21 protein-coding genes and 1 pseudogene are annotated in these 20,801 nt (G+C 32.2%); all 22 read right to left on the minus strand.

Annotated features, from left to right (window positions below):
• Positions 1–19 precede the first annotated feature (19 nt).
• Positions 20–1,399, minus strand: a complete 1,380-nt coding sequence (locus ACFEMA_RS01100) for a nucleotide sugar dehydrogenase (protein ID WP_411766115.1) — start codon at positions 1,397–1,399, stop codon at positions 20–22.
• Between the two features lie 9 nt (positions 1,400–1,408).
• The gene (locus tag ACFEMA_RS01105; RefSeq protein ID WP_411766116.1) at positions 1,409–3,364 is read right to left on the minus strand and encodes a polysaccharide biosynthesis protein; all 1,956 of its coding nucleotides are present in this window, start codon (positions 3,362–3,364) and stop codon (positions 1,409–1,411) included.
• An 83-nt stretch (positions 3,365–3,447) separates the two neighbouring features.
• Positions 3,448–4,587, minus strand: a complete 1,140-nt coding sequence (locus ACFEMA_RS01110; RefSeq protein WP_411766117.1) for a DegT/DnrJ/EryC1/StrS family aminotransferase — start codon at positions 4,585–4,587, stop codon at positions 3,448–3,450.
• Positions 4,584–5,180, minus strand: a complete 597-nt coding sequence (locus tag ACFEMA_RS01115; RefSeq protein WP_411766118.1) for a sugar transferase — start codon at positions 5,178–5,180, stop codon at positions 4,584–4,586. Before ACFEMA_RS01115 ends, ACFEMA_RS01110 begins: the two co-directional genes overlap by 4 nt.
• A complete protein-coding gene (locus tag ACFEMA_RS01120; protein WP_411766119.1) occupies positions 5,173–6,423 on the minus strand; it encodes an O-antigen ligase family protein in 1,251 nt (416 codons plus the stop codon). Before ACFEMA_RS01120 ends, ACFEMA_RS01115 begins: the two co-directional genes overlap by 8 nt.
• A 2-nt stretch (positions 6,424–6,425) precedes the next feature.
• A complete protein-coding gene (locus tag ACFEMA_RS01125) occupies positions 6,426–6,926 on the minus strand; it encodes a metallophosphoesterase (RefSeq protein WP_411766120.1) in 501 nt (166 codons plus the stop codon).
• A gap of 9 nt (positions 6,927–6,935) precedes the next feature.
• On the minus strand, positions 6,936–7,769 hold the full coding sequence (locus ACFEMA_RS01130; protein WP_411766121.1) for a phosphorylcholine transferase LicD: 834 nt from the start codon (positions 7,767–7,769) through the stop codon (positions 6,936–6,938).
• 2 nt (positions 7,770–7,771) lie between these two features.
• Positions 7,772–8,545, minus strand: a complete 774-nt coding sequence (locus tag ACFEMA_RS01135; protein ID WP_411766122.1) for a hypothetical protein — start codon at positions 8,543–8,545, stop codon at positions 7,772–7,774.
• Positions 8,546–8,597: 52 nt separating this feature from the next.
• The gene (locus ACFEMA_RS01140) at positions 8,598–9,023 is read right to left on the minus strand and encodes an adenylyltransferase/cytidyltransferase family protein (RefSeq protein ID WP_411766123.1); all 426 of its coding nucleotides are present in this window, start codon (positions 9,021–9,023) and stop codon (positions 8,598–8,600) included.
• Positions 9,024–9,029: 6 nt separating this feature from the next.
• Positions 9,030–9,878, minus strand: a complete 849-nt coding sequence (locus ACFEMA_RS01145) for a glycosyltransferase (protein ID WP_411766124.1) — start codon at positions 9,876–9,878, stop codon at positions 9,030–9,032.
• The gene (locus ACFEMA_RS01150) at positions 9,853–11,106 is read right to left on the minus strand and encodes a hypothetical protein (protein ID WP_411766125.1); all 1,254 of its coding nucleotides are present in this window, start codon (positions 11,104–11,106) and stop codon (positions 9,853–9,855) included. The genes ACFEMA_RS01145 and ACFEMA_RS01150 overlap by 26 nt, the downstream gene beginning before the upstream one ends.
• A 16-nt stretch (positions 11,107–11,122) precedes the next feature.
• A complete protein-coding gene (locus ACFEMA_RS01155; protein WP_411766126.1) occupies positions 11,123–12,445 on the minus strand; it encodes an oligosaccharide flippase family protein in 1,323 nt (440 codons plus the stop codon).
• Positions 12,432–13,622 carry a hypothetical protein gene (locus tag ACFEMA_RS01160; protein ID WP_411766127.1) on the minus strand — a complete coding sequence of 397 codons (1,191 nt, stop codon included), beginning with the start codon at positions 13,620–13,622 and terminating at the stop codon, positions 12,432–12,434. The genes ACFEMA_RS01155 and ACFEMA_RS01160 overlap by 14 nt, the downstream gene beginning before the upstream one ends.
• A gap of 18 nt (positions 13,623–13,640) precedes the next feature.
• Positions 13,641–14,261 (minus strand): DNRLRE domain-containing protein, encoded by a 621-nt coding sequence (locus ACFEMA_RS01165; protein ID WP_411766128.1) that lies wholly within the window; start codon positions 14,259–14,261, stop codon positions 13,641–13,643.
• A 275-nt stretch (positions 14,262–14,536) separates the two neighbouring features.
• Complete coding sequence (locus ACFEMA_RS01170) at positions 14,537–15,790, minus strand: sulfate adenylyltransferase subunit 1 (protein ID WP_411766412.1); 1,254 nt, start codon at positions 15,788–15,790, stop codon at positions 14,537–14,539.
• 14 nt (positions 15,791–15,804) lie between these two features.
• On the minus strand, positions 15,805–16,710 hold the full coding sequence (gene cysD, locus ACFEMA_RS01175; protein WP_411766129.1) for a sulfate adenylyltransferase subunit CysD: 906 nt from the start codon (positions 16,708–16,710) through the stop codon (positions 15,805–15,807).
• Positions 16,703–17,302 carry an adenylyl-sulfate kinase gene (gene cysC / locus ACFEMA_RS01180; RefSeq protein ID WP_411766130.1) on the minus strand — a complete coding sequence of 200 codons (600 nt, stop codon included), beginning with the start codon at positions 17,300–17,302 and terminating at the stop codon, positions 16,703–16,705. Before cysC ends, cysD begins: the two co-directional genes overlap by 8 nt.
• A 17-nt stretch (positions 17,303–17,319) precedes the next feature.
• The gene (locus ACFEMA_RS01185; RefSeq protein ID WP_411766131.1) at positions 17,320–17,751 is read right to left on the minus strand and encodes a DUF2061 domain-containing protein; all 432 of its coding nucleotides are present in this window, start codon (positions 17,749–17,751) and stop codon (positions 17,320–17,322) included.
• Positions 17,748–18,542, minus strand: coding sequence for a 3'(2'),5'-bisphosphate nucleotidase CysQ (gene cysQ, locus ACFEMA_RS01190; RefSeq protein ID WP_411766413.1), 795 nt, complete (start codon positions 18,540–18,542; stop codon positions 17,748–17,750). The genes ACFEMA_RS01185 and cysQ overlap by 4 nt, the downstream gene beginning before the upstream one ends.
• A 24-nt stretch (positions 18,543–18,566) precedes the next feature.
• A pseudogene (gene rfbD / locus ACFEMA_RS01195) lies at positions 18,567–19,394 on the minus strand (dTDP-4-dehydrorhamnose reductase); the annotation flags it as partial.
• Positions 19,391–19,936 carry a dTDP-4-dehydrorhamnose 3,5-epimerase gene (gene rfbC, locus ACFEMA_RS01200; protein ID WP_411766132.1) on the minus strand — a complete coding sequence of 182 codons (546 nt, stop codon included), beginning with the start codon at positions 19,934–19,936 and terminating at the stop codon, positions 19,391–19,393. The pseudogene rfbD and the gene rfbC, both read right to left, overlap by 4 nt.
• 3 nt (positions 19,937–19,939) lie before the next feature.
• A complete protein-coding gene (rfbA, locus tag ACFEMA_RS01205) occupies positions 19,940–20,800 on the minus strand; it encodes a glucose-1-phosphate thymidylyltransferase RfbA (RefSeq protein WP_411766133.1) in 861 nt (286 codons plus the stop codon).
• Between the last annotated feature and the right edge of the window lies 1 nt (position 20,801).

Raw genomic sequence — 20,801 nt, forward strand, 5'->3', positions numbered from 1 at the left:
TAGTGGTAAAATATTTTACTTATCCCATTCCAATTTTATAACAAACAAATCCAATGTTTTCAAGTTTATTGGTGTCTAATATACCTCTTCCGTCAAATACAAAAGCAGGCTTAAGCATACTATCATAGATTTTTTGCCAATCATAGTCCATAAATTCATCCCATTCAGTAAGTATAGCAATAGCATGTGCCTTGTCTGCTACTTGATAAGGGTTTTTCTTGACTTTTAATAGATCTTCACTATTGTTATTATTTATATCCTTAAAAACTTGTTCCGATTTTACTTTAGGATCAAACACCTCTACATACGCCTGTTCATTCAATAAATTTTTTGCAACCTGAATTGCGGGTGATTCCCTTGTATCATTTGTATCTTTTTTAAACGCCCATCCAAAAAATGCTATTTTTTTACCAGCAACAGTATTGTAAAGGGTACTTACTATATTGTCTGAAAAACGGTTTTTTTGATAGTCGTTCATCTTTATGACCTGTTCCCAATAATCAGCAACTTCATTTAATCCATAAGATTTTGCTATATATACTAAATTAAGTATATCCTTTTGAAAACAAGAGCCCCCAAAACCAACAGAGGATTTTAAAAACTTAGGACCTATTCTAGAGTCCATACCTATTGCTTTAGCCACTTCATTAACATCGGCACCAGTTTTTTCGCATATCACAGACATAGCGTTTATAGAAGAAACACGCTGTGCCAAAAAAGCATTTGCCGTTAATTTAGATAACTCAGAAGACCATACATTAGTTGTCAATATTCTTTCTTGAGAAACCCAGTTTGAATAAATTTCTACTAATGCCTTCATAGCATTATTACCCTCTTTAGTACTAGTATCACCACCAATTAAAACCCGGTCCGGATGTAAAAGGTCTTCAATGGCTGTTCCTTCTGCCAAGAATTCAGGGTTTGAAAGTATTTGAAATTTAACCCCACTTCCTGTATTATCTAATATACTTTTTATTGCTGAGGCCGTTCTAACTGGAAGTGTTGATTTCTCGACCACAATTTTGTCATCTGTGGCTACTTTGGCTATTTGTCTAGCACAAAGTTCAATATACTTTAAGTCGGCAGCCATACCTTTTCCTTTACCGTAAGTTTTTGTTGGAGTATTGACCGAAATAAAAATCATATGTGCCTCATCAATGGCCTTGTCAACTTCAGTGGTAAAGAAAAGGTTCTTATCTCTACACGAGCCAACTATGTTATCTAAACCAGGTTCAAATACTGGTAGATTTTTTAAATTCTTGTCGTTCCATGCGGCAATTCTATCTGAATTGATATCTACAACGGTCACTTTAATGTCTGGGCACTTTTGTGCAATGACAGCCATTGTTGGCCCGCCTACGTAGCCTGCACCAATGCAACAGATATTTTCAATTTTCATTAGTTTTTTTTAGTTTTTAATATCCAATTGCTCGTAAGTAGAATTCATACTTATAAATTCTGGAACGATCTCCTTCATTATTTTTACTATCAAATTTTTGTCTTGACCTTTTGAGGCTTCAAAAAGCTTAGCTATTTGATCGTTTATTTGTTCGTAATTATAGCTTTCAACCTTTGCAATCATAATTTTTTCGTTGTAGGTGGGCAGTGTCGAAGATTTATCGTTCAGTAATTCTTCATACAATTTTTCACCCGGTCGCAAACCTATAATTTCTATACCAATGTCTTTGTATGGTGTATATCCAGAAAGTCTAATTATTCTTTTAGCAAGGTCAATAATTTTAACAGCCTTGCCCATATCAAATATAAACACTTCTCCTCCGTTACCCATTGCCCCAGCTTCAAGGACTAATTGACATGCTTCGGGGATAGTCATAAAATAACGAATAATATCAGGGTGAGTAATTGTTAATGGCCCCCCAGATTCAATTTGTTTTTTAAATAGTGGAACAACCGAACCATTACTTCCTAAAACATTCCCAAATCGTGTAGTTACAAACCCTGTCTGCTTTTTAGTATTTAGATTAACTTTTCCCTGAAGCGCTTGGACATATATCTCTGCTATTCGTTTTGAAGCTCCCATGACATTACTTGGGTTAACGGCCTTATCTGTTGAAATCATAACAAATTTTTCAACATTGTATTTGTAAGATAGGTCTGCGATGTTTTTAGACCCCTTAACGTTTGCAAATATTGCCTCTGACGGGAAGGTTTCCATTAAGGGAACATGCTTATATGCCGCTGCATGGAACACCACATTGGGCTGGTACGACTTGAACAGATTCTCCATTTTTTCGAAATCTCTTACATCAATTACAACAGCTTGAAAGTTAAGCTCTGGAAAATTGTTTTTAATTTCTAATTGTATTTGATATAGTGGTGATTCTGATTGGTCGATTATGACTAATCTGTTTGGGTTATATCCTGCTGCTTGTCTTACAATCTCACTTCCTATTGAACCCGCTCCACCTGTAACAAACACACACTTATTGAAAATCTCTTTAGCCACTAATTTATTGTCTAATTTTATAGGCTCTCTCTCTAGAACATCTTCAATTTTTATTTTTTCAATTTGATTTGTAATGCTACTCTTGTCTTCAATATCAGATAGTATAGGTGCTCGGTAAACCTTAAAGTTATGGTCTAAACATTTGTCAATAAGAGCTATACTTTCGTCTTTTGATATATTGTTGTCTGCCAATATTAATGCTTGAGCCTTGTGAACTCTAAGCGTTAAAGCAATATTTCTAGATAAAGAAATTATAGGAAGCCCTAAAATTTCTTTACTCTTGTTTTTAGGGCTTTTATCAATAAATCCCAAAACGTTGAACCTTATGGGTTTTTCAGACTTAAGTGCACTTGCAACCATTATTGCGTTTTCATCTGTACCATAGACTAAAACGCTGAGTTTATTATCAACCTTAATGAATTTAAAATAAGTCTCAAAAGTTTGCTTTACCAAAACTCTAAAAAGAAACAATCCACAAAAAGATATTACTGAGTAGATTAAAATTTTTGGGACAAAATCAATCTTTGTTCCTGAAAATATGTAAAGCACATAATAGGCACTTAAAACAGTTATCAGTGTTGATATTGAGGCAACAAAAAAACGTACAGCATCCAAAAACGTAGAGTGCCTTATAAGACCCGCATAAGTTCTATACAGAATGAAAAAACTGACATTAACACTTATAATAATGATTTCTGTAGAAGAAAAAGAGAGAATAAAAGACTGATCTTTTATCTCGCTAATTATAAGTTTTGTAATTAATAAAGAAAAAATTATTATTATTATATCAAAACCAAAAATCACCCATCTTGGGAGGTAGTTTAAGTTCTTAAAGTCAAGTTTTTGACGGCTTGATTTAAGTACTTGAATTATAGCCTTTTTAAGCTTTGAGCTCATAAATGTTTTTCCTTTTCTAGTTTACAAATATCCTAAAATATAACTAAAAAACAGGAATTATTTGTTGTAGGTTTATTGTTGAATCAGGCTCTACTTAAAAGAGACATAAAAGCTTCACTGATTCTATTTTTATCCTCATCGGTTAAGTTTGATCCACTTGGTAAACAAATCCCTTTTTCAAAAAGTTGTTCACTTTCTCCTTGGCCATAATAGTCATATCTCTTAAAAATTGGTTGTATATGCATTGGCTTCCATAATGGCCTTGTCTCAATATTACAATCAGCCATCGCCTTTATAATATAATTTTTAGTATATCCGAATTGCTCTGAAACTAAAATGCAACTTAACCAAGAATTTGAAAAATAATCATCATTTGGTTCAGACATTACATTAATTCCCCCAATATTGGCAAAAAGGGTTTTGTAAAATGTATTCATTTCTCTTCTAAGCCTAACGTGTTTGTCTAGAACCTCCATTTGTCCTCTTCCTATACCTGCACTGATATTACTCATTCTGTAATTGTAACCGATTTTAGAATGTTGATAATGTGGGGCATCATCTCTAGCTTGCGTTGCATAAAATACAGTATTATTTTTTTCTTCCTCAGAATTACAAATTAAAGCCCCCCCCCCAGAAGTAGTAATAATCTTATTTCCGTTGAAAGACAAAACACCAAATGTTCCAAATGTTCCACATTTTTGGCCTTTATAACTTGAGCCTAAAGCTTCTGCAGCATCTTCTATAATTGGTATTTCATATTTGTTAGCTATAGAAATAATTTCATTAATCTTGGCTGGCATTCCATAGAGATGCACTAAGATAATGGCTTTGGGCCTTTTACCTTTAGAGATTCTGTCTTTTATTGCGGTTTCGAGATGGTTTGGACACATATTCCAAGTCTCAAACTCGCTATCAACAAAAATTGGGTTTGCACCTTGATACATAATTGGGTTTGCTGAACCACAAAATGTAAAGGTCTGACATAATACTTCATCTCCTCGACTAACCCCGAGTTGTACTAGCGCTAAATGTATTGCTGCCGTGCCTGATGATAAACAAGCAGCATATTTGTTTTCTATAAGGTATTCTTTTAAATCATTTTCAAAGCCTGTGACATTTGGACCAAGTGGCGCAATCCAATTTGTATCAAAAGCTTCTTGTACATATTTCTGTTCAGACCCTCCCATGTGTGGTGAGGATAACCATATTTTTGAATTTTTCATTTATATACTGTCTTGAAAATGTACATTATATCACGGCAAAAGGAATAATTAGCGATATAATCTTTATTTATTTTAACTTTTTTAGGCCATATAACTTCACGGTTATATCTTTCTGGGTCATTTTGCTTAGCTAGTATTTCTTCCTCATTTTTAAAATAAATTGAAGCTGGGCCAGTAATACCAGGTCTAATTGAGAGAATTATTTTGTCATCACCCTTAAGCTCATCAGCAAAACCTTCTACATCTGGTCTCGGCCCCACAAAACTCATATTCCCCTTTAAAACATTATATAACTGGGGTAGTTCATCTATTTTTGTTTTTCTCCAAAATCTCCCAAAAGTTGTAATTCTGGGGTCATTATCGGTAGAAACTGTTGTTAAAATTCCATCAATGTTTTTCATGCTTCTTATTTTAAAAACCTTGAATTTTTTCCCAAATTGACCTATCCTTTCTTGGGCATAAAACCCACTCAAGCCTGTGTCAAAATAAGAAATAATCGATGCCAATAAAATTAACCACCCTAGACCTATCAATCCAATAAAGGACAAAGTTATATCAATTATTCTTTTAATTAATCTATCTGTCTTATTCAATTTTTTCTAGTATTTTTTTGAAAAAGTATGCGTTTATAAACGAAAATAAAATTACTCCGTTAAGCCTTATAAAGTAATTTTCTGTAAGAAACGCAAAAATAAAAATAATGATGACGGAACCATAGAAAAAATTTCTGAAATTGAATGCTAAATATAAGTTATTAATCAGCATAAATACTAGAGCTAAGAATCCTAAAAACCCTGTAGTAAACAAAATAGATAAATAAACGTTATGAGAGCTATAACTTGATAAATACTGGTTTTTAAAATTTTTAATCTCTAAACAATAATTTGACAACAATTCTTTCTCATAGCCGACACCATATCCTAAAATAGGTTTTTGCTTAATTAATTCTAAACTGCATTCTTGAATATAATATCTTGGGCCTAATACTTTTTTTAAACTAAAATTTCTAAAGTCATATGTAATGGGTTCAAGGAAAAGCCTTCCGATATTATTGTTTTTTGAAATTTGAGCAAGGACAATAAATGATACTATTATGATAGACAATATTAGAACTCTGTCCTTCAATAATTTCAGAGTTAATAACGAGTATAAAGGAATAGAAAATAGAGTTAAAAATATAATTATTCGTGAATTTAAAATAATTAAAAAGGCCAAAAATATAGTTATTAAAACAACCCCAAATATCTTTTTAACATAAGAGCAACTTTGATAAATTACTTTAAGTAATAATAGAATACTTAGCAAATAATTCAACCCCATATATGTAGGGTGCCAGTCTTTGTAATCAGCTTTCCCTATTTCAATAAAAAATCTAATATTAAAAAATTCTGCAGGGTTAGTCACAAATTTTGATAGCATATTCAGCTTTATGACAAAATATAAAATGACTAAAATATTAGACCCAATAAATATGATTGACATATATCTAATTAATCTATCTGTAATATTTATAGAATAAATTAAGGTTAATGGAAATAGTAAAAAAGAAATACCCCTAACTATAATATCTAATCCTTGTTCTTGAAGTGGAGAATAACTTAAAGAAAATACAATTATTAAGTAAAAGAGTGAATTTATAATTAGTGGTTTGTATCCATATTTTTTAAAGTTCTCTTTTATAATACGAGTTCTAAAAAATATTGAAAAAAAGAAAAATAATAAAAGAGAAATTGAAAGTTGGTTACTATTTAATAAAGGGAAAAAAGATAATATTAATAATAAAAAGCTCGGTGTCTTATCTTTGATTGTATACAATCTTTTTAAAGTAATAATCATTACTAAAGATCATTAACTTTAATTATCTCAGTACTACAATTATCAAGGTCATATATTACAAAGGTCGGATTCCCATTCCAGCCCATTATTTCTCCAGGATTAATAAGGGTTGTTTTATTTAATAGTTCAATCTTAACCTCGTGTGTGTGGCCGCATAAAACTAAATTATACTCACCTGTTTTTGCAAGAGCATTTGCATAAAAAGGGTAATGTGTCATTGCAATTTTTTTGTCTTCTAGTTCAATAACAGCATATTCTGCATTTAATTTTAAGTTATCGAATTGATTAAAAGCTAAGTTTTGGATTGTAAATCTATCACCATCCCCATTGCCAAAAACGCAATAGGTAATTACACCGCTGTTCCCAATAGTTTTAGCAGGTATCGGAGAACAAAAGTCTCCACAAAAGAAAGTGTTTTCAATATTATTTTCTAGAAAATAATTAAGTGTCTTTTCTAAATTTTTAATGTTGTCATGGATGTCAGAGTAAATTCCTATTTTCATATAAACTCTTTATTTCTTATCTAAATAATTCTTGTAAGAATTATCTAAATCAACTATGTACGCATGTGAAGGGTATTGGTTTTTTACTTTTTCTGAAGGCATTTCCATAAATTTAAGACCGTATCGTATTCTCAAGTACTCTTCTACATTTGAAAAAACTGGTAAATATAAAGATTCAAACTTTATACGCTTTCCTTCTCCGATGAGGCTTCTTTTAAATGATGTTCTTTTAAAGGGTGCTCGTCCAAAAAAATGCCCAACAAATTCAGATTCTTTACCGTTTAAACTCCTCACAAATATAAGTAAAAGTCTTTTTAGAGGTGGAAAAAGAAATAGGCTTACAGTTTGTAAAGCTATTTTTTTAGTTATACTATTTGTTAAATACCCTCTTTTTGCAAGTGAATTAGCGTTGACTACTCTTGCCGCCAAATATTGCAAGTATCTCATGTGTTTATTTTTATAGGCATTATTAAGGCACATTATGTCAATAAATAAGCCGTGGTGCATATCTCTACCAACTACATCTTTCTCAATATATGTGGTATCGTTCATCCTTATTTTACTAAAAAATAAAGGAAACTCCTTAGTGTCCTCTTCTTGGAAATAATACTTGTCTGTATCTAATTTTGTTTTAACTATACTCTTAAATTTAGTATAGTTTTCATAATCCATAAAAGTATCATAATCATCATCCCAGGGAATAAAACCACCATGCCTTACCGCACCTAATGCTGTACCTCCCATCAAATAATATTCAATCTCATTTTCTTTACAGAAAGTATCAAAATAATCTGCTATAATTAACAGTTTTGAATGAATGCTTTGAAGTTGCTCATCTGTCATAGTTATATTTTTTTAGCTAGAAAATAAAATTTACTTAAAAGCTGCTTTATCCCTCTATTTTTGGAGGCTAACAGAGCAACGTTTTTTATTAAAATAAACCTTGACTTATTTAAAGTTGAAGAAAATATATTAGATCTCCACCTATGTGGGTGTGTACTAAAAATTATTTTTTTGTTTTGGTTTAAAATTGATTTAAACTCTTTTAATGTACTAATTTCGGTATCACCTAAATTACTTATGTCGTTGTTTTCTATATTTCCTATTATTTGAAATTTAAAGCCTGCATCAGAAATGTATTTATATTTCGCTTTTAATTGTCTAGGTAAATCTACTACAACATCCAAAATATGGTTAAACTCTTTAGAGATATCTTTATTTCGAAAAAAATCTTTATTGGAGTTCCAACCACTTCGTATCATCATTGGATTTCCATGTGGACAGATCGTATCAATTTTAAAACCATGTCTCTCAAAAGATTTTATATATTCTATAAACTCAAGTCTAGCCTCAGTAAAATTTCCTTTATTAGCATCTAAAACGTCATAATGATAAGTCACTTCATGACCTAATTTAGCAATCTCTTTGAGCTGTTCTACATTATCTTTTAACAAGTACCCTTGCACGTAATAAGTGGCTTCAATTCCGTATTCGGCTTCAATTTTCGCCATTTTTAATGCTCTGCCTACATTTGTTTCTACATCATGCTTAAATACTATCCAACCGTCTACAGAAGATTTAGAATCGATTATTTGACGAGCAGAAATCGTCTTTTTCATTTTAACAGCTGTCTTGCAGATTTTATGAAGCTGTTTGTAAGTAAAATCCATCTTATTTTATCTCCTTTTTTAGGATAGATCTTAGTTTCGTTGAAGACACCTTGTCTGTGTAGGCAAAAAAGTGGATTTTGCTATTGTATTTATGTAATTCATTTTCCACTTCTTTAAATAAGTCGTTTCCCTTCCAATCATCACCCACAAACATAATATCAAATTTATATTTATGAAATGCATTAATTTTATTTCTGTCATATTGTATAACTACCTCATCCACATATTTAATAGACTCTATTATACGCATCCTATCCTCTAATGGGATAATGGGTTTTTTACCTTTATACGATTTCACTAAGTCATCAGGGCTAACGGCAACGATTAAGTAGTCGCATTTTTCTTTAGCCTGCTTAAGTATATTAAGGTGGCCTACATGGAACATGTCGAAAACACCTGCTGTATATCCAATTATCTTATTTTTCACAATTTTTTATTTTGTTCTAGTAAAAGTTTGAAAGAAAATTTTTCTCATCCCTTCAGTAAATATAACTTGAACTATAAATCTTAAACTTACATTAATCAAAAATTCGGGCAAAGATATAATATCTTTTGATAACATAAACTTTTGAAGTCTTGCTTCGCTCTTAAAATATTTAAAACTCCCCCTTCTTTTGTAAAATGTTTTACCCGTTCTTACTTTTACTAATGTCTCCTGTAAATTGTGGAACTTGTAATCATTAAGAGCCATTCTAACCCATAGATAATAATCTTCATTACAAAACCAATCCTTATATCCGCCTGATTGAATAACGTCTGCTTTTTTAAACATAACTGTTACCTGATTCAAAGGGCACCTGTATTTCATATACTTTTTTAATTCAACATCTGTTTCTGGTAATTTTCTTTTAGCTAAATCAACATCAGTTTCTTTGGCGAACTCTTCAATCACCCCCCCTAGTACGCTTATATCACTGTTGTTTTTTAAAAAATTTATTTGCAACTCAAATCTGTTATTAACACAAATATCGTCACTGTCCATTAAAGCAACGTATTCGTGAGTACTTTCAATAAGTCCTTTGCTTCTTGCAAAACCATGCCCCATATTCTCCCTCAGCCTTATAATCTTCACAATGCTATACGATTTTTTAAAATCAATTAAAATATTATTCGTTTTTGCAGGTATAGGACCATCTACAACGACAATAATTTCATTTGGTGTTACAGTTTGGTTAACTAGGCTCTTTAAAGCCAGTAGAAAGTGATCTGGATGGTCGTTTTTATAGACCGACATTGAAACTGAAAACGGAATAGCTCTATTCACTAAGTTCTTCTCTTTCATTAAGGTGGTTTTTTTTATAATTGATGTATTTGAGAGCAATAATAGCTAATATCCAAGCATCTGGAGGTCCTACAGAGCCAATGAATAGTATTTTAAACATAAATATTAAAATAATGTTTTGAGAGTCTCTTCCGTTTTTCCAAAAGTTCTTAAAGACAGCAAATAAGAAGATGAGAAAAATCACTACACCGATATATCCTGTATCTAAAACAAGGTTTGATATGTATCCGCTTGACCTTATTGGGATTGCTTTTGAATCCCCCTTAAACTTGAAGTAATTTATTTTTGAAAAATCTACGCCCGTCATATTTAATGCATCAACAGAGGAGGTCCTCCAATAGCCTATTCCTCCACCAAGTAAGTTATTGGAGCTATAAAGCCAAGATGAGTAAATAGATATTAATCTGGGGCCAGCTACATCTGCTACTACCATTGTAGCCTCGGCAAGACTTTCTTGTTCTTTTATTTTGTCCACCAATTTTAAAGCTCTTCCTCCGCCGCCAAAAACATCTGCAAAAGTTGCTAAAACAAAAACAATAAAGATGATCTTAAGCAATTTCATTCTATAAACGAACAAAATAAAAATAGTATATAGACCTATAGCCATTATTGACTTTAGTACTGCGGCTAAAAATATAAAGAAGATTAAATCGTAAAATATTTTTCTTTTTTTGACAAATACGGTTCTAAAAACTATATAAAAAAAAACAAGGCTAACTCCTGCTCTGGCCGGTTCAGTAGCTAATAATGTAACACCTCTTGACACATGAGATAGAGACTCAGAACTAGCTCTCGGTATTAAAAACTTAAAAAATGAATCTAAAAAACTAATTAAACCTAAAAGTTGTAGTAATCCCAGGGTCAATAAGAGAATAAATAGGTTTTTGACTAACCTAATTGTTTTTAAGGTAGATGTCTCGGAGGCTTGGTAAAATACCACTAAGCATAAACTACTGTTTAAATAAGCAAAAAGAGATCTTATTACCTCTGGTATTTTTAATTCACCAAAATATACTATCGTTGAGTAAAAAACATTCAAAAGAAGAAAAAACAAAAAAATAAGGTAGTATGCGTTAATTTTTTTTTGTCTTATCAATATTAAAGATGAGAAAATTAAGCCCCAAGGGAACACCTCTGCTTCTAAGGTCCCAAATGTTATTGATGGAAAAAAAAATAATGCAACAACAATACTAACCAATAAATTAAAACCTCTAATTTCTCTATACATTAATAATCTTGGTTAGTTATAAAAAATTAAAAAATCGTAACATCAATATTATTAAATTGAAAACTACAAATAAAAGTATATAACGCATTTTTAGTTTTACATTACTATTAATTGTTAATACATAAGCAAGAACCTCGAGTAAAATTGGAACTACAAATATTATTGGCCAGGTATCAAAATTAAATATTAAAATGGCTATAAATGTCACAGAAACCCTTAAAATCAATACAATGAAATCTGTATAAAACTTTTTCTTAACAAGTCCTAAACCTAATAGATAATAAAATGATGCTGCTGACATTAACCATAAGGGTAATAAAAATAAAAACGTATGAAGTAATGTTTTACTATTATCAAAAGTTTCAACACCTAACCACGTAATAAAGAAGAAGTCTATCTTTTCAAGAAAGATACTTGTAAAAAGACCAATTAATGAAGCAAAGATTGTTAAATTTAAATGCGTTCTTGCCTTGTGGGTGTCAGAAATTTGATTGCCTGATATTTTTGGAAACACCCACGAAATAGAAGCAGTGAAAATTGTTTTAAGCTGGTTTAGAACAGATACTGCTATAGCATAGTATGCGAAAAATTTTAATCCTAATAGTGCGCTGACGATCCATTTATCTATATGTGCGTTAAAGATTAATGTTGTGCTTGAGAACCAAGCCCACTTACTATAGCCTAACATACCCTTAAATTGAGCAAAGCTTGCAGAACTTGCAAGAAAAATTGACCCATATTTTCTTTTTAACATAAAAACTTGGGCAAATAAATAAATCAGGGCAAATATGGTTGATACTAAAAAAACCATGCCTACTTCCGCAAAAATATATACGGTTAAAATTTGTGTACTATATAAAATAAATTTTGAGACGAAAGAGTGCTTTGCTAGTAACTTAAAATTTTCATAGGACTTATGCAGAGCAAAGAGCGCTTGTTCAATTTGTTTAATAAAAAACAATGGAACAGCAAAAGGTAAGATTTTGTGGATTTCTGTAAATTCATAAAAACCATAAAGTTTATTTAAGAAACAAACCAGGTAATATAGAGTTAAAATTGTGGCTGCAAGAAGCAACAAAAACATCAAAACAGAACTAAATACTTTTTGTTGGTCCTTATAATTAGATTTGCTCTTAGCGTCTGATATAAACTTTATTATGGTTTCGTTAATTCCGAAATTAAATATTGAGAATGAAGCCAGGATGCTGTTAATCAATATCCAGAGTCCATATTTTTCAATTCCAACTTGGCTAATAAATATAGGTGTTGCAATTACAAGGAGGAGTGGTGCAAAAACAACATCTAATGTAGCATAAACCCCATCTTTAATAGTTTTCATAAAGATTGTTTTTAGGGTTGATATATTTGAGTGTAATAACTAACAATACCATAGCGTTGACACTGGCCAACAAGTTGCCTGAGAATAGTGAGCCAAATAACAGGGATAAAACTAAAAAATATGATGTCTTATTTTTGCCATTAAGAAGCAATTTGAAATATAGGAAATAACTCACAAAACCAAGTACACCGAAAAATAAGAGTAAGTCAAAAAACTCTAATTCTGTTCTATGGTTATTAAAAATTGGAAAACCAAAAAGAAGAGTCTGTAAGTTCATTTCATCACTTAAATATGGTGTAAATTTTTCAAATAGTAAATCGTTCCTATATGACAAAAAAGAACTCCAAAATCCATCATTTACGTAAATATTATAGAATAAATCATAATACGTATTATAAATTGAGTTTAATGTTTTATGAAAAAAAAGGCCAACTAAAACAACTATAGAGCTATATGTGATTAAAGCTTTATAGTTTTTTAAATTCTGTATGATTAAAAAAATCACAAAAAATAAAGTAAAGAATATTGTTTTTTTAGTTCCGAACAAAAAAGAAGAAAAGAAAATTAAAAAAAACCCTATACAGTTAAAGACTGTTGTTCTTTTCTTTATTTTATGATAGGCTAGTATTATAGCTATAAAAAATAAATACCCTATTTCGTGATGATAAAGTAGCATTCCAGAATAACCAAATCTATTTCCCCTAAAGTAAGATTCAAAAACTTGTATCTCAAAAAGATAACCAATAATTACACAAACAGAATTAATCATCATAAATAACAAAAAACCATTTACCACTCTTTCCTTGTCTAATTCTTGTTGCTTATATTCTAAGTAAATAAAGAATAAGATTGAAATTATACTGCTTAAAAAGTAATATCCATTAAAGTTTATATCTTCTAGTTTTAAAAACTGATAAGCTGATAGTTGTGTTATTATATAGGATGCCGTTAAAATAGTAATGGGGGCTAAGTATTTTGCTCTAATTTTTTTGAAATCAAAGTTTGTTATCAACAGAGATATAATAATGACTTTAAATACAATAACATAATTATATAATAACTTAAAATCAGTGTAAGCTACAATAACTTTAACAATAAAGTCATAAGAGAAAAAAAGTATAAGAATACTGTTAAATAAGAACTGTCTAATATTTTTTGTAAATAGTCTATTGATCATTAAAGTAAGGTAAGTGAGCTATTCTTGATAAAACACCTCTAATTTTGGTCTTAATGATTCCGTTTTACTATTACTAGAGTGAAATTTAATCCCTTTGTACGATTTTTTTTCGTCTTTAAGTCTAAATAAATGTCCGTGGTTTTCAATTTTTTTTCTCAACACATTATTAATATAATCAGTGACATCTATTTTATAATTCTGATATTCATCTATAGGCTCATCAAATTCTTTCAAACTATTTTCTCTTACAGAAGGTTGATTCTCCCAATTAACTTCTCTTGTTATCCATAATTCATCTATTTCATAACTAATAAATGAATTATTTTTGCCAAAATGCCCTGGATCCAAGGCAAAAAGGTAAATAAAAGCTGAGTCCACCTCAGTGTTTTCAGGAATTGTACGAAAACCAAATCTTATTAAGAATCTCTGATCATTTGGAATCGAGTCATTAGTTGATAACGAAAGCATGTGTAACATACCTGAAGAAGAAAAATTCTCCAATGGGTTACCATGAGATATTATTGCGTCTTTACCCGTTGTTTCATTTGGTCTAAATGTCCAGTGTTTTATCTCTTTCCCACAATTTGTAAAAAATAAAGAATAAAACAGGAAAAGTATTACATATGGGTTGTTTCTCATCGTCTTTGCTTTTTGTGTTCTGCATTAATTTTGCAAAAGCCATTTGATCATTATACATTTATTTAAATTTATAACTCTGAATAGCAAAGTTATTACTTCTTGTTTCTCAAAAACCAATTTTAAAGTTCTTTATATCAATTACTAGGATTAAGGCTTTCTGGGGTTAGATTTTATTAGTAGCAATTCAATATTGCTTTCCTCCTAAGAGTACCAGAATCTATTTTAGTTTGAATTTAAGTTATAATTCAGCTTCTTTAGACATTATAAACTTTTCTCTACAAAACCATCCCGGCAGCAACCGTTTCGTTAGTCATTTCATCCACTAAGATGATACTCCCTGTAGTTCTGTTTTCTCTATAGGTGTCTACCATTAAAGGTTTTGTGGTTCTTATTTTAACCTTTGAAATATCATTCATACTTAAACTCTTATTATCCATATCTCTATCAAGCCCTTCTATATTGATTTTGTACACCACTTCTTTAATCATTGCCTTTTGTTCATTACTAGTATGGTAGATGGCGTACTTAGCTCTTGGTTTAGAGGGATTGCTATGAAGCCAGCACAACATGACTTCAACATCTTGAGTAGGTTCGGGTTTATTATTTGAACGAACAATCATGTCCCCTCTACTAATATCTATATCATCCTCTAGTGTTATAGAAACCGACATTGGAGCATAAGCTTCTTTTATGCTTTCTTTAAATGTGTCTATACTTTTTATTTTTGAAGTAAATCCTGAAGGCATTGCTGTTATTTCATCACCAACCCTAAAAACACCACTTGCCACTCTGCCCGCATAACCCCTGTAATCTCTATGGCTCTCACTCTGTGGCCTTAATACTGTTTGTACAGGAAATCTAGCGTCAACTTTATTAATATCACTACTAATATGCATGGTTTCTAACGTATGCAATAATGGCGCTCCCTGATACCATTCCATATTTTTAGATCTATTTACAACATTATCACCATTTAACGCACTAATTGGAATAAACCTAATATCTTGAATTAATAGTTTAGATGAAAATTCCTCAAACTGGTTGATTACCTTATTGTATACGTCCTCTGAATAGTCCACTAAATCCATTTTGTTAATACAAACAATTACATGAGGTATTTGCAATAATGACGCTATAAATGAGTGCCTTTTGGTCTGCTCAATAACTCCGTGCCGAGCATCTACAAGAATAATAGCCGCATTGGCCGTGGATGCCCCTGTAACCATGTTTCTGGTATATTGAACATGGCCAGGTGTATCTGCAATAATAAATTTGCGCTTTGGAGTCGTAAAATAACGGTAGGCTACATCAATGGTTATGCCTTGTTCACGCTCGTCCTTTAAACCATCAGTAAACAAAGCCAAATCGACTCCGTCATGCCCTTTTCTTTTGCTAGTACTTTCTATAGCTTGTAACTGATCTTCAAATATTGATTTTGAATCGTAAAGTAATCGCCCAATTAGCGTACTTTTTCCATCATCTACACTACCTGCAGTTGTAAATCTTAATAATTGACTATTATCTAACATTTTGACATTCTTCATTAAAAATACCCTTGACGCTTTCTGTCTTCCATTGCCGATTCTGAGCGTTTGTCATCGCTTCTATTACCACGCTCTGTTTGGCGCATACCAGAAACTTCAGCCGCAATTTTTTCAAGCGTATCTGCATTAGACTCAATACCTCCGGTTATAGTAATATCACCTAAAGTTCTAAAACGTATTTTCTTTGTGACTATCTCCTCATTATCTTCAAGCACCAAATATTCAGAATTTGGAATCCAGCTGCCTTGCCTCCAAACTACTTCGCGTTCGTGTGCAAAATAAAGAGACGGAATCGTAATATTTTCTCTTTTAATATAATTCCAGACATCCATTTCTGTCCAGTTACTTATAGGGAAAGCTCTAAAATGTTCTCCTTCAAAATGCTTACCGTTAAACAAGTTCCAAAGCTCTGGACGCTGGTTTTTGGGGTCCCACTGCCCGAAATCATCTCGATGGGAAAAAAAGCGTTCTTTTGCTCTTGCTTTCTCCTCATCTCGTCGACCCCCACCTATGGCACAATCTATTTTATTGGCCTCAATGGCGTCTAAAAGCGTTGTAATTTGAAGTGCATTTCTCGTTGCATTCTTCCCTCTTTCTTCTGCCACCCTGCCTTCATCTATAGACTCTTGTACAGAACCTACAATAAGTTGTGCACCAAGCTCATTAATAATGTCGTCTCTAAACTGAATGGTCTCTGGAAAGTTATGCCCTGTATCTACATGCATTAATGGAAAAGGAATTTTAGCAGGATAGAACGCCTTTTTAGCCAAATGAGTCACTAAAATTGAATCTTTCCCTCCTGAGAACAAGATTACAGGATTATCAAATTGAGCCCATACTTCTCTCAGCACATATATAGCCTCACTCTCTAATTCATCCAAATAATTTAAATAATACTTACTCATTATTGAGTTGTAATTTTGAGGTTATGTAATCTACTATTCTTTTTGTAGAATCCTCAATGGATTCATTTTCCGTTTTAACTTCTATATCAGGGTTTTCAGGGGCTTCATAAGGTGCCGAAATACCTGTCATATTTGTTATCTCGCCAGCCCTTGCCTTCTTATATAATCCTTTTACATCCCTACGCTCACATTCTTCAATACTAGTATTGATGTAAATTTCGACAAAGTTAACATCTTTAACTATAGATTTAATGTTCTCTCGGTCTTTTTTATATGGAGACACAAATGCTGCTAAAACCACCAATCCGGCATCAATCATTAGTTTTGAAACTTCCGCAATTCTTCTGATGTTTTCAGTACGGTCTTGAGGAGAAAAGCCCAGGTCATTGTTAATGCCCTTTCTAATATTATCACCATCTAAAGAATAGGTTCTAATGCCTTTTTCAAATAGTTTACTCTCTACCAAATTAGCAATTGTTGACTTCCCAGAGCCAGACAAGCCCGTAAACCATATTAAAAAAGACCTATGGTTGTTCAATACATTGCGATCAGCACTTGTAACTTCATAGTTATGTGGTATAACATTCTCCATTTTTAATTATCTAAACTTCATTTTTTGCGTTTTCTAGATGATAGTCCAAAATCTATCTTGTACCAAACTCTTTCGTGCAAGTAATACAAAATCATTTTTGTAAGAATCTCAGCAAATCCTATTTTTAAACCTGTGAGCGGGTTGCCAGATATAATCCAAGCTAATAATATTGTGTCCAAAGTGCCTATTCCCCGCCAAGTAAATGTTTTGGCTAAATGCCGTTTTCTACTCTCCAAAACCTTACCGTCCTTAGACAAGTTTATTTTAAACCAAACTCTTTCATGAAAATAATATAAAAATAATTTAGTGATAACTTCGGCAAATCCGATTTTTAGTCCTGTAGCTGGATTACCAGAGATAATCCAAGCAAGGACAATAGTATCTATAGTGCCAACGAGCCTCCAGGTTACTGTCTTGGCTAAATGTCGCTTATGGGATTGGTCCTTCATTGTTTGGAGACAATAAACCATGGATTCAATAAATTTTCCTTATTGTAAACCAAGGGTTTTTCCGTTTCTTGTGATATAACATCAACCCCAACAGCATTACAAATGGCTTGACCAGCAGCGGTATCCCATTCCATGGTAGGTGCAAATCTTGGATAAATATCTGCTTTGCCTTCTGCCACAAGACAAAATTTTAATGAGCTCCCTTTTGAGACTATTTCAACCTTACTGCCCCTAGTCTTTAACTTATTTACAAAATCAAGTGTTTCTTGGCTCATATGAGAGCGGCTTCCAACTACCTCAATTACTTCTTGATTTACTTTTGGCTCAAGCTTTTTCGCAAATTTAAGAACGTTTTCAATAGTGTCTTCATGAGATGGTAGCTGAGATTTATAAGCTAAGTGTTTTTTTGTATCTGCAAAATATAGTTCTTTGGTTGCCGGGACATAAATGACCCCTAATTCAGGGGTGCCGTTAGTCACTAAGGCTATATTTACAGTAAACTCCCCGTTCTTTTTAATGAACTCTTTAGTTCCGTCAACAGGGTCAACAATCCAACATGTGTTCCAGTTTTTTCTTGTAGAAAAGTCAATTTGTTTATTTTCTTCACTGATGATTGGAATTGAAGTTGGCTTTAAATATGAGTTTATAATCTCGTTCGCTCTCTTATCCGCTTCTGTTAACGGGGATTTGTCGTCTTTTAATTCAACTTTAAAAGTTGTGTCATAAACTTCCATAATTGCCTTACCCGCATCTAATGATGCTCTTATTGCCAACTCTATATTATTTATCATTGCAACTGAAATCATTGCTTTTTCTAGGCTGTCTTTCCAAAACGGGGTTTCGACTTTAAAGGTTTCTTTAATTTTAGTTGTATCTAGAACGCTGTAAGATGGCCTTTTTGCTGCACCTTGGTATGCTTTACTTTGTATTCTCTTTATTTTAATTTTAGAATTTGAAAGTTCAAATATAGCCTTTGCAAATTGATACCAACTAACAGAACCTCTATTGCTGTAATGATAAGTGCCATATTTTGAGTTGTTTGAAATTACAATCTCCAAAATTGCCTTTGCCAAGTCAATAGCGTACGTAGGACTACCAATTTGGTCATCTACAACACTAACCTCATTTTTGGTTTCTGACAACCTAAGCATTGTTTTAAGAAAATTATTCCCAAATTCGGAATATAACCACGATGTTCGGATAATAATGTGCTCTTGAGAATTGTCAGATATTACTTTTTCACCACAGTATTTAGTGTAGCCATAAGTGCTTATCGGGTTTGGGGTACTCTTTTCTGTATATGGTGATTTAGAAGTACCATCAAAAACAAAATCCGTTGAAATATGGATTAAAGCAATGTTGTTCTTTTTACATAGTTTGGCTAAATTTTCAACCGCTTTACAATTCACGTTTTGAGCAGTCATTATGTCTTCTTCCGCTTTATCGACTGCCGTATAAGCCGCACAATTAATACAATAGTCGAAATGTTGATTTGTTAAATATTTTTGAAGGGTCTCTGAGTCTGTTATGTCTAATTCCTCACGACTCTTAAATATAAATCTTAGCTTAGTGTATGTCGTTGAAACACTTTTTATGGACTGAGCTAATTGAGAATCTCCACCAGTAACAAGTATGGTTTTCATAACAAAGCGTTCTTAAACGATGATAAGTTTTTGTCCTTTTCTGAAAGGGTGATTTCTCTATTGTCTAAATCCCAATCTATAGCTAGGTCTTTATCATTATAAGCAATCCCGGCTTCAGCATTTTTATTATAAAAGTTATCGCATTTATAGCTAAAAACAGTTTCATTTTCTAAAACCAAAAAACCATGGGCAAATCCACGGGGCACAAATAGCTGTACTTTATTCGCTTCCGAAAGCTCCATAGAAAAATATTCGCCAAATGTTTTAGAATCCTTTCTTAAATCCACAACTACATCTAAAACACTTCCCTTAATTACTCTTACAAGTTTAGCTTGGGCAAATTCTCCAGTCTGATAATGTAGTCCTCTTAATACCCCTTTGGAAGACATGGATTCATTATCCTGTACAAATTTAATATCAAATCCTAGTATTTCTCTAAAGTCCTTAGAGTTGTAAGTCTCAGAGAAATACCCCCTTTTGTCTTTATAAACAGAGGGCTCTATTATAAAGCAGCCTTTTAGATATGTTTCCTTCGCTATCATTTATTAATCTAACAAGCTCAGTAAATGCGTTCCATAACCACTTTTTACCAAAGGTTTTGCTAAAGTTCTCAATTGTTCAGCATTTATATATCCCATACTATAAGCAGCTTCTTCGATGGCTCCTATTTTTAATCCTTGGCGTTCTTCTATGACCTCAACAAACTGAGATGCTTGTAACAAAGACTGAAAAGTGCCTGTGTCTAACCATGCTGTTCCTTTATCCAATACACTGACTTTTAGTTTTCCCTGCTTTAAAAATGCTTTGTTCACATCAGTAATTTCTAATTCTCCTCTTTCACTTGGTTTAATGTTTTTAGCTACTTCGATTACAGAATTATCGTAAAAATATATCCCTGGTATAGCATAGTTTGATTTTGTTGTTTTAGGTTTTTCTTCAATAGAAATAACATTTCCTGAGGTATCAAATTCTGCAACACCATAACGTTGTGGGTCATGAACATGATAAGCATAAATGATACCGCCTTCTGGATCATTGTTTTTTTGAAGTAATTCAGACAGGCCAGTACCATAAAAAATATTATCGCCTAAAACAAGAGCTACTTTATCGTTTCCTATAAATTCCTCACCAATGATAAAGGCTTCCGCAAGCCCTTTTGGTTCTTTTTGTACTGCATAATTGAAAGAACAACCCAATTGGTTGCCGTCACCAAGTAATTTCTTAAAAAGCGGAAGGTCATCAGGGGTCGAGATAATTAATATCTCTTTAATGCCAGCCCATATCAGTGTTGACAGAGGGTAATAGATCATCGGCTTGTCATATATTGGCATTAACTGTTTACTCACTGCTAAGGTGAGCGGATGTAATCTCGTTCCTGATCCTCCTGCCAATATAATTCCCTTCATA

The sequence above is a fragment of the Winogradskyella sp. A3E31 genome, assembly GCF_046720935.1.
GTDB lineage: Bacteria > Bacteroidota > Bacteroidia > Flavobacteriales > Flavobacteriaceae > Winogradskyella.

Bases quoted from the DNA above. Each gene is read 5' to 3' on its own strand.
- ACFEMA_RS01135 (WP_411766122.1), bottom strand. From the start codon at position 8,545: ATGAAAAAGACGATTTCTGCTCGTCAAATAATCGATTCTAAATCTTCT.
- ACFEMA_RS01120 (WP_411766119.1), bottom strand. From the start codon at position 6,423: ATGATTATTACTTTAAAAAGATTGTATACAATCAAAGATAAGACACCG.
- rfbA (WP_411766133.1), bottom strand. From the start codon at position 20,800: ATGAAGGGAATTATATTGGCAGGAGGATCAGGAACGAGATTACATCCG.
- ACFEMA_RS01155 (WP_411766126.1), bottom strand. From the start codon at position 12,445: ATGAAAACTATTAAAGATGGGGTTTATGCTACATTAGATGTTGTTTTT.
- ACFEMA_RS01100 (WP_411766115.1), bottom strand. From the start codon at position 1,399: ATGAAAATTGAAAATATCTGTTGCATTGGTGCAGGCTACGTAGGCGGG.
- ACFEMA_RS01125 (WP_411766120.1), bottom strand. From the start codon at position 6,926: ATGAAAATAGGAATTTACTCTGACATCCATGACAACATTAAAAATTTA.
- cysQ (WP_411766413.1), bottom strand. From the start codon at position 18,542: ATGATAAATAATATAGAGTTGGCAATAAGAGCATCATTAGATGCGGGT.
- cysD (WP_411766129.1), bottom strand. From the start codon at position 16,710: ATGAGTAAGTATTATTTAAATTATTTGGATGAATTAGAGAGTGAGGCT.
- cysC (WP_411766130.1), bottom strand. From the start codon at position 17,302: ATGGAGAATGTTATACCACATAACTATGAAGTTACAAGTGCTGATCGC.
- ACFEMA_RS01150 (WP_411766125.1), bottom strand. From the start codon at position 11,106: ATGTATAGAGAAATTAGAGGTTTTAATTTATTGGTTAGTATTGTTGTT.
- ACFEMA_RS01160 (WP_411766127.1), bottom strand. From the start codon at position 13,622: ATGATCAATAGACTATTTACAAAAAATATTAGACAGTTCTTATTTAAC.
- ACFEMA_RS01105 (WP_411766116.1), bottom strand. From the start codon at position 3,364: ATGAGCTCAAAGCTTAAAAAGGCTATAATTCAAGTACTTAAATCAAGC.
- ACFEMA_RS01145 (WP_411766124.1), bottom strand. From the start codon at position 9,878: ATGAAAGAGAAGAACTTAGTGAATAGAGCTATTCCGTTTTCAGTTTCA.
- ACFEMA_RS01130 (WP_411766121.1), bottom strand. From the start codon at position 7,769: ATGACAGATGAGCAACTTCAAAGCATTCATTCAAAACTGTTAATTATA.
- rfbC (WP_411766132.1), bottom strand. From the start codon at position 19,936: ATGATAGCGAAGGAAACATATCTAAAAGGCTGCTTTATAATAGAGCCC.
- ACFEMA_RS01170 (WP_411766412.1), bottom strand. From the start codon at position 15,790: ATGTTAGATAATAGTCAATTATTAAGATTTACAACTGCAGGTAGTGTA.
- ACFEMA_RS01110 (WP_411766117.1), bottom strand. From the start codon at position 4,587: ATGAAAAATTCAAAAATATGGTTATCCTCACCACACATGGGAGGGTCT.
- ACFEMA_RS01185 (WP_411766131.1), bottom strand. From the start codon at position 17,751: ATGAAGGACCAATCCCATAAGCGACATTTAGCCAAGACAGTAACCTGG.
- ACFEMA_RS01165 (WP_411766128.1), bottom strand. From the start codon at position 14,261: ATGAGAAACAACCCATATGTAATACTTTTCCTGTTTTATTCTTTATTT.